Raw genomic sequence first — 12532 nt, 5'->3', positions numbered from 1 at the left:
GTCTGCAGAGCTTTGCGGAAGGTACGCCATGGAGAAGCGCCGGCTTTCGAAAGTCCGCAGGTCGAATTCGTCTCACCATCTTGCAACGGTCATGGGAAGTCAACAAAACGAAGCGATGGGCCGTCTGGTCGCTTGCCCCGGGTGTTTCGTCTATAAATGGTCGAAGGATGCCGCTCCCGGTGAGATCAGCGGATTGAGAGCGGGATTTTTCGATGCTCGGCCGCGATGCGAATTTTTCAAAACGACTGTCGATTTCCGGAGAGCAGCTTCGTCGTCAATATGAGCGAGTTTATTGAGCGGCAATGGTGCCAGCACCTCGCTTCCGGAGAACATTTCCATGCGTTTCATGTCTATCGTCACATCCACCGATTTCATGCATCCGACGCCGGAGCTTGCCGAGGCCATGCACAAGCTCGCCGATCGGGAAATCAAGGCCGGCCGCATGATCGATACGGCGGGACTGATGCCCCTTGCGACGGGCGCCCGCGTCACGATCAAGGATCGCAAGCTGAGTGTCGTCGACGGTCCCTTCGTGGAGGCCAAGGAGGTCGTCGGCGGTTATGCCATCTTCGAACTGCAGAGCAAGGAGGAGGCCGTGGCACTGGCAGTCGAGTTCATGCAATTGCACAAGGATTTTATGCCCGGTTGGGAAGGCACATGTGAGGTGCGTGCTTACTTCGAGCCAAATGCCGAAGGTGTATGCGACCCGCTCGCCGAAGCAAGGGCATGATGCTTTCGATTCGTGGCCGGGGCGGGCGGCCTTGACAGCCGCCGGCACCCACCGAGCGATCCTTGCCGTCTGGCGGATCGAACAACCGCGACTCATCACCAGCTTGGCGCGATTGTTGCGCGACGTGCCGCTGGCTGAGGATCTGACACAGGAAGCGCTTGTTGTCGCCTTGGAGCGATGGCCGGAAACGGGCATCCCCGAGCGGCCGGGCGCTTGGCTTATGACCACTGCGAGGCGTCGGGCGCTGGACCATTTGCGTCGCCGGCGAATGCTAGACCAGAAGCACGAGATGATCGTTCGAGAGATGGAGGAGGAAGAGCAGATCATGCCCGACCTAGACACCCCTCTCGATGACGACATCGGCGATGAAATGCTGCGCTTGATCTTCACGGCATGCCATCCGCTGATCCCGCGCGAGGCGCGGGTGGCGCTTGCCTTGCGGATGATCTGCGGTCTGACGACCGAGGAAATCGCCAGGGCGTTTCTCGCGTCGGAGGCAACGATCGCGCAGCGCATCGTCCGCGCCAAGAAGACATTGTCGGAATCGGGACTTTCCTATGAAACGCCACACGGTGAGGAGCTGTCGCAGCGCCTCGCCTCGGTGCTGGAGGTGGTTTATCTGATCTTCAACGAGGGATATACGGCCGCGCGCGGCGAGAATTGGATGCGGCTGCAATTGTGCAGCGAAGCGCTGCGGCTCGGGCGAATATTGACGTCCGTGGCACCGCAGGAGCCGGAGGCACATGCATTGCTGGCCCTGATGGAGCTGAACGGATCTCGCGCCGCGGCCAGGACGGATGCCGACGGCAATCCGATTTTGCTGCTCGATCAAAATCGCGGCCGCTGGGATCGACTGCAGATCCGGCGGGGTCTGCAGGCCTTGCGACGGGTACAGGAACTTGGCGGCGCCGGCGGGGTTTATGCCTTGCAAGCCGCGATCGTCGCCTGTCACGCGAAAGCGAGGACAGCTGATGAAACCGACTGGAGGCGGATTGCCGATCTCTATGAGGAACTTGCCAAGCTTGTTCCTTCCCCGATCGTCGAACTCAATCGCGCTGTCGCTGTCGGCATGGACAAGGGTCCCGAGGTGGCGTTAGACATCATCGACGGTCTCCGCGATGAGCCCGCGCTGAAGGACTATCATCTTCTGCCGAGCGTTCGCGGCGATCTTCTCCGCAAGCTTGGCCGATGCGATGAAGCGCGGCAAGCCTTTGAGACGGCGGCCGCACTTGCTGAAAATCGGAGAGAGCGTGATTTCCTGATGCGCCGTGCTGCCGAAGCCGCCGACGCCGCCGACACAGGGAAGGATTGACCCGCCGGAGAGGCGGGTCATCTTGCTTTGAACTATTCTGCAGCCTGATAATTCGTGGCCCTTGCCGCGGATGAGCGCGGGCCGACGGCGGCGAGCAGCGTTATGGCGGCAGCGAGGATCGTCACGAAACCGATGCCGGCGATATAGGGGTTCCAGCCGAAGCTCGGAGCCGCACTGAAGACGGCTGACGCCGCCGCCAAAATGATGCCGCCGCCGATCTGGAAGGAGGCAAACAGCATGCCCGAAGCCAGGCCGGATTCATCGTCGCCGACGTCCGAGAGGGCTGCAACCTGGATCGACGGATAGGTCATGGCGTAGCCGACGCCGAGCAGGAGCTGCGAAATGGCGACGAGTACCATCGTATCGATATGCCCTGCCGACAGCACCCAGAAGAGATAGCTGATAGCCTGCAATCCCACGCCGAAGGTCATCAGCAAGGTCGTGCCGCGGTTCTGGCCTATCGTTGCAAAGCGCGGTGCCAGGAACATCACGCAAGTGCCGCCGATGGCGAAAGCGAAGCCGGTGGCGAAGGCCGACCAGCCGACGACGGTCTGGTAATAGAGCGTCGCAATGAACTGGAAGCCGACATAGGCTCCCTGGTACAGCGCGGCGACGGCATTGGCATGGCTGAGCTTGGTGCGGCGGAACATGGCAAGCGGCACCATCGGATCATGATGGCGCGACTCCACGGCCAGGAACAGCAGGATCAGGATCAATGCGGCAAGGAGCGAGCCCCAGGTCGCGAAGGCCTGCCAGCCATCGGCGGCGGCATTGGTGACGCCGAAGACGAAGAGCAGCAGCCCGGGGGTGATCGTCAGGGCGCCGGCCCAGTCGAAGCGGGCGCGCGCGTCGCTGCGCTTGTGGTCGGCTGGCAGGACGAGCGGGGCGACGATCAGCGCCAGGATGGCGATGGGAGCACCCATGACGAGGGTCGCGCGCCAGCTGATGAGGGTTGCCGCTCCACCCAGCACCATGCCGAGCACGAAGCCGGCAGCACCGGTGGAGGAGAAGACGCCGAGCGCCTTGGCACGGGCATTGCCGTCTCCGAAGACGAAGAGAAGAAGGGCCAGTGCTGCCGGTGCGGTGAAAGCGGCCGCAATGCCCTTGATCAGGCGGGCGGCGATGAGCGTCGGCGCGCTGTCGACGAAGCCGCCGGCAATGCTGGCGGCGGCGAAGATGCCGAGCGACCAGAGGAAGACGCGACGGTGGCCGAAGAGATCGGCAACACGGCCGCCGAGCAGCAGGAAACCACCATAGCCGAGCACATAGGCGCTGACGGCCCATTGCAGCGAGGTCGCCTGCATGCCGAGCTCTTTCTGGATTGCGGGCAGGGCCACGCCGATGGTGGAGACGTCCATGGCGTCGAGGAAATTGGCGGCGCATAGCAGCAGCAACGCCAATCCCGCCCCGCTCCGGGTTTGGGAAGAAGTCATCGGGATCGTTCCTTTCTGTGCTGCCGCCTTTTTGGGAGGTTGAAAACGGCAGGGAACGAGAAAATGTACATCTTCAAACCCTATTGCAAATTGATAGTAACCATGTCAGGTATTACTCATAATGATGAATGATGCGACGCTTCGAAAGATCGATCTCAATCTGCTGCTCGCCTTCTCCGTGCTGATGCAGGAGCGGAATGTGAGCCGCGCGGCCGAGCGGTTGCTGCTCGGTCAGCCTGGTCTTTCTGCCGCGCTGCGCCGCCTGCGCGAGACGCTGGACGATGAATTGTTCGTGCGCGTAGGGCGTGGCTTACAGCCCACGCCGCGGGCGCTGGCGATTGCGCCGGCGATCGAGGATGCGCTCTCCGGCATCGAACGCGCCATTCGTCCGCCGGCAGCCTTCGATCCCGAAAACTGGCATGGCGAGTTCCGCATCGGGCTTTGCGACAATCTCGAATCCTCCTTCTTCGGACCGCTGGTGGCGCGGTTGCGCCGGCTTGCGCCGAATGCGCGACTGACCAGCGTGGCGTTCGACCGGCGCGACGCTGTGCGCCTGCTGGACGAGGGCGCCTTTGACTTCAGCATCTCGGTGCATGACGAGCCGGCCTCCTGGCATGTACGCGCGCCGCTGTTCGAGCAGGCTTCGCTCTGCATCTATGATGGCCGGCATCTCAAATGTGCGGCGCCGCTGAGCCTGGAGCACTTCGCCAACGCGCCGCATGTGACCGTTTCGCTGGAAGGCGCGACATCTACCGGCGTCGACGTCGCTCTCGCGCGCCTGGGCCATCGCCGGCAGGTCGTCGCGACGGTCCCCCGCTTTTCCGCACTGCCGTCGACACTCCGGGCCATCCCAGCCATTGCGACGGTTCCCGAAGCCATTGCCCGCTGCATGGCGCAATTGCACGACCTGACGATTTCAGAGCCGCCTTTCGAGCTGCCGGCCGATCCGGTGACGATGCTTTATCGCCGCGTCGATCAGGCCGATAGCCGTTCGGTATGGTTCCGCCGCCTTTTTGTCGAGGTCGTTAAGGAAGCGCTCGAGGCCAGCGGGTGCCGCATGGGTGTTTCCACGGATGCCTGCTGCTACGATCCGCCTGAACTCGCAGAAGCTGTTTGACCCTTCGAGCGGAAGGCACCATGATCCGGCACACCTCTCGCCTTTCCCTGCGGATGCCGGAAGAGCGCGATCTCGACTTCGTCACGGCTTTGTTTGCGCGGCCGGAGCTGGTCGCCCATCGGCCCGATCCAACGCCGGATTCGCCTGCGGAAAGTGCCCGGCGGCTCGCTCGGGATCAGGCGCACTGGCGCGTGAACGGCTTCGGGCGCTGGGCGATCGAAACGGAAGGGCGGCTGATCGGCTTTGGCGGCGTTACCGTCTCTACGGAATTCGAGGGGCTCAATCTCTCCTATCACCTGCACCCCGATTATTGGGGAAGCGGCTACGCAACGGAATTGGTGACGGAGGCATTGGCCTTCGCCCGGCATGATCTGCGGGCGACACGCGTTATCGGGCTGGTGCGGCCCGTCAATGTTGCCTCCCGGCGCGTCCTGGAAAAATGCGGTTTCGGCTTCGAGCGGGAGGTCACGCTGCATGGCGCACCGACTCATCTCCTGTCCTTCAAGCTGCCCGTGGCGAGCGCCGGCGAACAGGACTAGCCGTCCGGATAGGGCATTGCATCCTTATGCACGAAACGGCCGTCCGTGCTGGAGCTCATCATGTCGACGTCCGAGCAGGTGATGAGATCGGTCGGTGAGCGCGTGCCGGCCTCGAGATAGATGGCCGTGCTATTCGATTTGTTGATCATATGATGGCCGTTGCCGGAGCCCTTCGGGAAGGCCGCGCAATCGCCGGCGCGCAGCACCGTCTCGCCATCATCCTCGATCAGCGTCAGCTCGCCTTCCAGCACATAGACGAATTCATCCTCTTCCGAATGCCAATGCCGCTGGCTCGACCAGTTGCCTGGCGGCAGCCGCATCAGGTTGACGCCGAAATCCCTGAGGCCGCCGGCATCGCCCAGTCGCTGCCTGACGCGCTCGGTGGAGTGATCATTGAAAGGAGCGGGATAGCGCGTGCCCTTGATTTCCGGCACGGCTGCAACATCGATCTTCGGCATGATGATCCTGCCTGCGATTTGCCAAGGGTGGATATGCTGTTTGTGCGGTTTCAAGTCTAGCAAGACTCAGCGCTGTCAGTCCAGCATCCCATCCCGCATTACATCCTTGCGATATCCCCGGTAAGCGCCTGGCAAACAACCTCTTTTGCCGTTTCTTGTCATGTATCTGTCATCGTCCGTACACATGTGCGTCGTTTGGGCAACAGAGTATATGTACATGCTGTCACATATATCGGGTCCCTCATTTCGATCCTTGTAAAAGCAAAATACTAAATGCAGCTTACTATTCGGAAGCGAGGCCTTGGGCTTCGAGTTAGCCACTGAAACTTGATGTCGGACGGCCCCCCAGGTTCGTATCTCGCGCAAGTTCGTTTGAAGAATGGAGTTACAATGAACATCAAGAGCTTGCTTATCGGCTCGGCTGCGACCCTCTGCGTCGTATCTGGCGCTCATGCGGCTGATGCTATCGTCGCCGCCGAACCGGAGCCGCTGGAATATGTGCGCATCTGTGACGCGTTCGGCGCCGGCTATTTCTTCATACCCGGCACGGAGACCTGCTTGCGCGTTGGCGGCAAGGTCCGCACCGAAGGCCAGTGGAAAGATCCTTACAATCGCGACAGCAACTTCGGCACCAAGTGGCATACCCGCGCCGAACTCAACCTCAATACCGCGACGGACACCGAATATGGTCCGCTGAAGACCGAAACCATCGTTCGCTGGGACTGGAACGACGGCGGCTCGACCTCCACCAACCTGCTGTGGGCCTACATCACTCTCGGCGGATTCACCGTCGGTAAGACGGATTCGCAGTACAACCAGTTCGTCGGCTATGCCGGCGACGTGATCCAGGACGACGTCATCTATGACGGTCCGTATGAATTGAACCAGCTGACCTATAATTACGACAGCGGCACGGGCTTCACGGGCGTCATCTCGCTCGAAGACAGCAATTCGGGAACGACGACCAGCGCCTATGGCGGCAGCTGGCAGCTCTCGAAGGCTGATCACTACGCTCCGAACGTTGTCGCCGGTCTCGGCTACAAGGCTGGCGCGTGGCAGTTCCGCGTGGTCGGCGGTTATGATTCCATCGTGGAAGAAGGTGCCATCAAGGCGCGTATCGATGCCGATTTCGGCGTCTTCTCCGCCTTCCTGATGGGCGGGTGGAATACCGACGGCGACAAGCTCAACCAATATGCCGGTTCGAACCAGAACGTCTCGGCCTGCACGACCTCCGACGGCGTCGTTCACGGCGCGGATTGCGGCTGGGGTGACTGGGCTGTGTGGGGCGGCGTCGGCGTTCCGATCAACGACAAGCTGAAGTGGAACGTTCAGCTTGCCTATACCGACTCCAAGATCTTCGAAGCGACCACGAACGTCAAGTTCAACCCGGTCAAGAACCTGCTCGTCGAGCCGGAATTCACCTATGTTCATTATGACCTGCCGAGCGACGATAGCTTCTCGGGTATCCTGCGCTTCGAGCGGACCTTCTGAGGCTTTTGGTCTCGGCTGATCTTCACAGAAATGAGGCCCGGTCTTCGTATCGGGTCCCATCTGTCGTGACGGACGATTTCTAAATCTCCGTTCGCACCGCATCCTGCCGACAGACACCATGCGGTGCGTAGTGACCTCCAGCGCAATCGTATCCGAACGGGCGCCGGTCACTCTTGGCAGTGGTCAAACAGCCGATAAAGGGAAGTCGGCTCACTGTCATAAATCCAATGCTAATCAACGACTATCTCATTTTCGATAGCGCCCTTCGGCGCGACCAAAGGAAGCCCCATGAAGACGATCATGATACTTGCCGCAATTGGAATGTTCTCCACGAACGCGATGGCCATGTCGGCCTATAATTCCAAGTCGATGACCTGCGCAGCCGTGCATGAAAAGATGGCTCAGGAAGGGTCGATCGTGTTGAGATATCCCTCACATCATCCGGGCCTGATGATGTACAGCCGCACCGTCTCGAATTCGATGGCTTGCCTGGGGCAAGGCGCCATGGCCAACGCCAGCGTGCCCACCAGCGACGACCCCAGCTGCAAGATCAAGACCTGCAGCTTCGCGACCGGCAAGGGGCCGAACAAGAACCATTGAGCTGATGGTACAAGGCTAACCAGCTCTTACAGGCAGAACACCGGCACGGCAGGATATCCTGCCTGCCGATGCATGATCGCGAGCTGATCAGGATGGCGAAGTTAACCGGATGGCAGCTTGCTTCTTCTCCGGCCTTTGAATGCCGGGCCGACTTGATGTTCTTCGGCTGAACGATTCACTCGATCGCTTCTTTGGGCATGCTTGCAAGCCGCACCGTGATCTCGAAAGCGCCAGCCGTCTTGATCTTTTGAAGAGAGAAGGAACCGCACCCGACAGGATTCGAACCTGTGACCTTTGGAATCGGAAAGCAGGCGTGAATGAATTTCCGCTGCTTCCTCTTGTTTACCCCATTCTGATTTTGCTATCTAGATCAAGCGGTAAGCAATTTCTGCGATTACAATGGTCCGGATCAAATTTACCCTGATTTGCTTCCTGCTGCTTCCTATATGCTTCCTGTAACAGGTGGGGTTGCCGGCTTGGCGAAACTGACGAAAAGAATGATAGACGCCCTTGAGGCGCGCGACAAAGATTATTTTGAGTGGGACGACGAGTTGCCAGGCTTCGGGGTCCGGGTCTGGCCTAGCGGTCGCAAGACTTATGTTGCCCAATACCGGGTGGGCAAGCAGACGCGTCGTTTCAAGATCGGCATCCACGGTCCATTGACGGTTGAGGAAGCTCGCAAAGAAGCCAAGGGTGTTCTCGGTGATGTCGCTCGCGGTGATGACCCGCAGCTTGACCGTTCGACACGGCGCAAAGCGCTCACAGTCAAAGAACTTTGCGACATGTATTTCGAGGCAGCCGATAAAGGGCTTGTGTTCGGCAAGCGCGGGAAGCCGAAAAAGTCATCAACCTTGTACGTCGATAAGGGGCGGGCAAACCGTCATATTATTCCCCTGATAGGTAATCGGATCGTTCAAGAACTAACTACTGCGGACGCTATCAAGATGATGCGTGATGTGACGACCGGTAAAACTGCAGCGGACGAGAAAACGGGAAAACTACGAGGAAGGGCGGTTGTTACCGGCGGGGCCGGGACTGCCTCGCAAGCAGTGACACTTCTTAGCGCAATCTTCACTTATGCCGTTTCGGAGGGGATCATCCCGACGAATCCAGCGCGTGGCATTAAGAAGCCCGCTGTCGGCAAGCGCACCCGCCGACTTAGCCCGAAGGAGTATCGAGCGCTTGGTAAAGTGCTTGAAACCGCAGACGATGAGCTTTGGCAAGGCGTTGTCGGCACAAAGCTGTTTTTGTTGACCGGATTCCGGTTGAGCGAGATTGCAGGTCTAATGTGGTCTGAGCTCGATAAGGCGGGGATGTCAATCGGCATCGTAACGGGACCCCTTATCGGCTCCCAAAAGGGACCCCTGCCTCTGGTTGCATCGGGTCAGCGCGCGTAGGCCCGGAGCTCTCCATTTAGCGCAGGGGCCTGCGGGCGCGGGTTGTTTGTCTTTTCGGCTTTAGCTTTGAGAGCGGTTTTTGAAGCGCCAGGATTCATTCCCGGTCTCAACGATTTCGCAATGGTGGGTTAGCCTGTCGAGGAGGGCGGCGGTCATCTTGGCGTCGCCGAAGACGGCCGGCCACTCGCCGAACGCCAGGTTCGTCGTGACGATGATCGAGGTCCGCTCGTAGAGCCTGCTGATCAGATGGAAGAGGAGCTGGCCGCCGGCCTGAGCGAATGGGAGGTAGCCGAGTTCGTCCATGATGACGAAGTCGAGCCTGGTGATGAAGTCGGCCAGCCGCCCCTGCTTTCCGCTACGTGCCTCCGTCTCGAGCCGATTGACGAGGTCGACGACGTTGAAGAAGCGGCCGCGTGCGCCGTTGCGGATTAGGGCGCGTGCGAGCGCGATGGACAAATGGGACTTCCCCGTGCCGGTTCCGCCGACCAGAACGATATTGTGCTGCTCGGCGAGGAAGGCTCCTGTCGCAAGCTGGCGCACGAGCCCTTCGTTGACCGGCGTGTCGGTGAAGTCGAAGTCGTCGATGTCCTTGGCCAGCGGCAGCTTGGCGACGGTGATCTGGTATTTGATGGAGCGCGCCTGCTTCTCGGCGATCTCCGACTGAAGTAGGTCGCCGACGATGCGTGGCGGTTCGTGCTGCCGCTTGATGCCGGAGGCCATGATCTCGTCATAGGCGCTGCGCATGCCGAACAGCTTCAGCGTGCCCATCATGTCAAGGATTTGGGATCGTTCCATATCAGCTTGCCCTCCTAAGGCTGTCGTAACGGGCGCAATCGGCCAGAGGCTCGTGGGTCAGGCGAAGCACGTCGGGAATGGAAAGGATGGCGGCCGGCTGCGGATCACGCTTGCGGGCCAGGATGTTGATGATGACGGCAGCCGAGAATACGCCCTGATCGAGCGCCTCCTGGCAGGCCGCTTCGACGGCGGGGAGTCCGTCCAGGCCCACACATTCGAGGATCGACACCATCTGCCGGTCGCCGTCATGCATGGCCTTCAGCCGGCGGCGCACCTTCTCCATGGCGGCGGGCAAAACCCAGTCGTGGAATGGCGCACCGTTGCGCAGCGCTCCCGGTTTGCGGGTCAGGACCGGCACGTAATGCCACGGATTATAGATCGTCTCGCCACGGCCGAAGCAGCGATCGTGTTGGCCGATCTCCACGCCATCCTGCCGGATGACGATGCGATCGGCATAGGCATGTATCTCGGCCGGGCGGCCGACTGCCGTGGACAGCACCGAGTATTTGTTGTTGTCGAAACGCACGAGGCAGGTCTTGCCGATCGAGGCCTGCACTGCGTGGAAGCCGTCGAACTTGCCGGGATAGCCGACCAGGTGCGGCCGTTCCCCATCGAACACCTCCCAGATCGTGCGCTCCGTTTGATCGACATGCTTGTGGGCGCGGGCATAGCTGATGCACTTGTCCAGTAACCAGCCATTCAGCTCATCGTAGGATTTGAAGCGTAGCCGCGGCGTGAAGAAGCGTTCCCGCACCAGATTGACCTGGTTCTCGACCTGGCCCTTCTCCCACCCCGACGCAGGCGTGCAGGCCACCGGCTCGATCAGGTAATGGCTGCACATCTGCAGGAAGCGGCGATTGTACTGCCGTTCCTTGCCGACGAAGACCGTCTCCACCGCGGTCTTCATGTTATCGTAGATGCCGCGCGTGCAGGCCCCGCCGAAGAACGCGAACGCCCGGTCATGGGCATCGAAGACCATCTCCTGCGTCTCGCGCGGATAGGCTCTCACATACATCATCCGGCTGTGGCAGAGCCGGACATGCGCCACCTTCACCGTCGTCGTCACGCCGTTCAGCACGACGATCTCGTGGCTCCAGTCAAACTGGTAAGCCTCGCCCGGCGCATAATAGAGCGGCACGTAGGCTTCCGCCGTTACGGAGCCGCGTTCCTTCGCCCAGGTTCGGGCGTAGCGCCGGACTGTGTCGTAACCGCCCTCGTAGCCGAGGTCGCGCAAGTCCTCGAATATCCGGATCAGTGTCAGCCGTTCGCGAGAGGATTTGGCCTCATTGGCGAGCAGCATTCCATCGAGCTGATCGCGCCAGGGCCCGAGCTTCGGCTGAGGTTGACGGGTCCGCTCATATTTGAACTCCGTCTCATCGCTGCGCAGAACCTTCCGCACCACTTTCCGCGATATGCCAAGCTCCCGGCAGATCGCCTTGATCGACTTGCCCTGCACACGGGAAAGTCGACGTATCTTTAGAATTGTCTCCACAACAAGCATCCAAATAAAAAGCCTCCGATGAAACCGGAGGCTGTTGTAACCCCATCGCAGATGGGGGTCCCGTTTGGACGCCGATCACCCCAAATGCGGGGTCCTTATTCCATGCCTAATCACAGCCTCGGCCGTATCCTGAACAAGATCTGGCAGGACTTCGGCTGCAACCAGAAGGCCGTCGAAGTCGCGAACCTTCATTTGATCGGTGGCGGTTATAATTGGCGGCAGATGCGGGGCATTTCCCGCCTGTCCATGCACGCGCTCGGCTGCGCCGTCGATATCGACCCGGATCACAATAGCCTGGGCGATCCGACCCCGGTTATCGGCCGACGCGAGGATCTGCACGTCATCTATGTGTGGGAGCAGATCGGCGACGTGCTGTGGGAGCGTGAACGCATCGAGCAGAAGCGCGCCACCTTCGCGGCGATGGACGAAGCCTTCGACGACGTCATGACCCGCTACCGTGTCGGTCGGGCCTGCATCGACCAGACGGGCATGGGCGAAAAGGTCGTGGAGGATGCGCAGGCTCGTTACGGGTCCCGCGTCGAAGGCGTGCTTTTCACCGGACCGAACAAGCTCATCATGGCGACACGCGGCAAGGAGCGGTTCGAGGATCGCACCGTCCGCATCAAGATGGGCGACCAGAAGCTTCGTGCCGACCTGCATAAACTTCGCAAGGTCGCATCGGCGACCGGAGCGCCGCGCTTCGTGGCCGAGCGTGATGAAGATCACGCCGACCGCACCTGGGCTGCTTTCCTCGGCATTCACGCCGCCGATGGTCCGGGGCGAGAATACGACTATCAGGCAGCTCCACCCAACAAGAGCCGATATACCGACATTCACGGAACACACGGCCGCAAGGCCAATGAGGGGGCACACGATGGGAGCCATCCAGGACGGATGGCTCCTGTATTATGAAGATAAAGAGACCCCGCCGTCACCCGCGATCGATGGCAAGCTCTGTATCGTGAAAACAGCCGATGGCCGTATTCTCACGCGCAAGGTGCGCCGTGCCTGGTTGCCGAACCGCTGGGACCTGGAAACGGTCAGTGGCGAACAGCTATTCGACCAATATCTGATCTGGGCGGAGCCAGTGACGTTGATCCAGCCGTACGAACTTTCCGACGATGAAAAGCGGATGATCGCTTTGGCAGATGAGCGGTAA

The 12532-nt window shown here is 60.4% G+C and carries 13 protein-coding genes and 1 pseudogene; 9 read left to right on the top strand and 5 right to left on the bottom strand.

Annotation, left to right across the window (positions count from 1 at the left end):
- Positions 1-150: 150 nt before the first annotated feature.
- On the bottom strand, positions 151-348 hold the full coding sequence (locus tag I8E17_RS11445; protein WP_141720051.1) for a hypothetical protein: 198 nt from the start codon (positions 346-348) through the stop codon (positions 151-153).
- Between I8E17_RS11445 and I8E17_RS11440 the strand changes: the two genes are divergently transcribed.
- Together I8E17_RS11440 and I8E17_RS11435 are read left to right on the top strand one after the other, a co-directional pair.
- A complete protein-coding gene (locus I8E17_RS11440; protein WP_069612795.1) occupies positions 338-730 on the top strand; it encodes a YciI family protein in 393 nt (130 codons plus the stop codon). The two genes, I8E17_RS11445 and I8E17_RS11440, sit on opposite strands and share 11 nt — an antisense overlap.
- Positions 731-761: 31 nt before the next feature.
- Positions 762-2042, top strand: coding sequence for an RNA polymerase sigma factor (locus I8E17_RS11435; protein WP_069612870.1), 1281 nt, complete (start codon positions 762-764; stop codon positions 2040-2042).
- A 32-nt stretch (positions 2043-2074) separates the two neighbouring features.
- Here I8E17_RS11435 and I8E17_RS11430 read toward each other — a convergent pair whose 3' ends face one another.
- Positions 2075-3475, bottom strand: coding sequence for an MFS transporter (locus tag I8E17_RS11430; RefSeq protein WP_069612794.1), 1401 nt, complete (start codon positions 3473-3475; stop codon positions 2075-2077).
- Between the two features lie 121 nt (positions 3476-3596).
- Between I8E17_RS11430 and I8E17_RS11425 the strand changes: the two genes are divergently transcribed.
- Together I8E17_RS11425 and I8E17_RS11420 are read left to right on the top strand one after the other, a co-directional pair.
- On the top strand, positions 3597-4592 hold the full coding sequence (locus I8E17_RS11425; RefSeq protein ID WP_069612793.1) for a LysR family transcriptional regulator: 996 nt from the start codon (positions 3597-3599) through the stop codon (positions 4590-4592).
- Positions 4593-4612: 20 nt separating this feature from the next.
- The gene (locus I8E17_RS11420) at positions 4613-5131 is read left to right on the top strand and encodes a GNAT family N-acetyltransferase (RefSeq protein ID WP_069612792.1); all 519 of its coding nucleotides are present in this window, start codon (positions 4613-4615) and stop codon (positions 5129-5131) included.
- Here the strand turns inward: I8E17_RS11420 and I8E17_RS11415 are convergent.
- The gene (locus tag I8E17_RS11415; protein WP_069612791.1) at positions 5128-5589 is read right to left on the bottom strand and encodes a cupin domain-containing protein; all 462 of its coding nucleotides are present in this window, start codon (positions 5587-5589) and stop codon (positions 5128-5130) included. The genes I8E17_RS11420 and I8E17_RS11415 overlap by 4 nt on opposite strands.
- A 390-nt stretch (positions 5590-5979) precedes the next feature.
- Between I8E17_RS11415 and I8E17_RS11410 the strand changes: the two genes are divergently transcribed.
- The 3 genes from I8E17_RS11410 to I8E17_RS11400 all read left to right on the top strand — a co-directional run bounded on the left by I8E17_RS11410 (position 5980) and on the right by I8E17_RS11400 (position 9077).
- Complete coding sequence (locus tag I8E17_RS11410; protein WP_069612790.1) at positions 5980-7080, top strand: porin; 1101 nt, start codon at positions 5980-5982, stop codon at positions 7078-7080.
- Between the two features lie 288 nt (positions 7081-7368).
- On the top strand, positions 7369-7680 hold the full coding sequence (locus I8E17_RS11405) for a hypothetical protein (RefSeq protein ID WP_069612789.1): 312 nt from the start codon (positions 7369-7371) through the stop codon (positions 7678-7680).
- Between the two features lie 476 nt (positions 7681-8156).
- Positions 8157-9077 carry an integrase arm-type DNA-binding domain-containing protein gene (locus I8E17_RS11400; protein WP_229002019.1) on the top strand — a complete coding sequence of 307 codons (921 nt, stop codon included), beginning with the start codon at positions 8157-8159 and terminating at the stop codon, positions 9075-9077.
- Positions 9078-9137: 60 nt separating this feature from the next.
- On the opposite strand, the gene istB is transcribed toward I8E17_RS11400, so the two are convergent.
- Together istB and istA are read right to left on the bottom strand one after the other, a co-directional pair.
- Positions 9138-9872: an IS21-like element helper ATPase IstB gene (gene istB / locus I8E17_RS11395; protein WP_003501246.1), complete on the bottom strand. Its 735-nt coding sequence runs from the start codon at positions 9870-9872 to the stop codon at positions 9138-9140.
- Positions 9850-11373, bottom strand: a pseudogene (istA, locus tag I8E17_RS11390) (IS21 family transposase). The gene istB and the pseudogene istA overlap by 23 nt, the downstream one beginning before the upstream one ends.
- Before the next feature lie 102 nt (positions 11374-11475).
- Here istA and I8E17_RS11385 point away from each other — a divergent pair.
- Both I8E17_RS11385 and I8E17_RS11380 read left to right on the top strand, forming a co-directional pair.
- The gene (locus tag I8E17_RS11385) at positions 11476-12285 is read left to right on the top strand and encodes a hypothetical protein (protein ID WP_229002018.1); all 810 of its coding nucleotides are present in this window, start codon (positions 11476-11478) and stop codon (positions 12283-12285) included.
- Entirely contained in the window at positions 12248-12532 is a 285-nt protein-coding gene (locus tag I8E17_RS11380; RefSeq protein WP_219510683.1) for a hypothetical protein, read from the top strand. The genes I8E17_RS11385 and I8E17_RS11380 overlap by 38 nt, the downstream gene beginning before the upstream one ends.

This window comes from Rhizobium sp. AB2/73 (assembly GCF_020871915.1).
GTDB lineage: Bacteria > Pseudomonadota > Alphaproteobacteria > Rhizobiales > Rhizobiaceae > Rhizobium > Rhizobium dioscoreae.
This window is presented reverse-complemented; position numbering and strand designations above follow the sequence as displayed.

What these genes read in the sequence shown, in the direction of transcription:
- I8E17_RS11385 (WP_229002018.1), top strand. Translation starts at nt 11,476, where the DNA reads ATGCCTAATCACAGCCTCGGCCGTATCCTGAACAAGATCTGGCAGGAC.
- I8E17_RS11445 (WP_141720051.1), bottom strand. Translation starts at nt 348, where the DNA reads ATGAAACGCATGGAAATGTTCTCCGGAAGCGAGGTGCTGGCACCATTG.
- I8E17_RS11380 (WP_219510683.1), top strand. Translation starts at nt 12,248, where the DNA reads ATGGGAGCCATCCAGGACGGATGGCTCCTGTATTATGAAGATAAAGAG.
- I8E17_RS11425 (WP_069612793.1), top strand. Translation starts at nt 3,597, where the DNA reads ATGATGAATGATGCGACGCTTCGAAAGATCGATCTCAATCTGCTGCTC.
- I8E17_RS11430 (WP_069612794.1), bottom strand. Translation starts at nt 3,475, where the DNA reads ATGACTTCTTCCCAAACCCGGAGCGGGGCGGGATTGGCGTTGCTGCTG.
- istB (WP_003501246.1), bottom strand. Translation starts at nt 9,872, where the DNA reads ATGGAACGATCCCAAATCCTTGACATGATGGGCACGCTGAAGCTGTTC.
- I8E17_RS11405 (WP_069612789.1), top strand. Translation starts at nt 7,369, where the DNA reads ATGAAGACGATCATGATACTTGCCGCAATTGGAATGTTCTCCACGAAC.
- I8E17_RS11420 (WP_069612792.1), top strand. Translation starts at nt 4,613, where the DNA reads ATGATCCGGCACACCTCTCGCCTTTCCCTGCGGATGCCGGAAGAGCGC.
- I8E17_RS11415 (WP_069612791.1), bottom strand. Translation starts at nt 5,589, where the DNA reads ATGCCGAAGATCGATGTTGCAGCCGTGCCGGAAATCAAGGGCACGCGC.
- I8E17_RS11410 (WP_069612790.1), top strand. Translation starts at nt 5,980, where the DNA reads ATGAACATCAAGAGCTTGCTTATCGGCTCGGCTGCGACCCTCTGCGTC.
- I8E17_RS11440 (WP_069612795.1), top strand. Translation starts at nt 338, where the DNA reads ATGCGTTTCATGTCTATCGTCACATCCACCGATTTCATGCATCCGACG.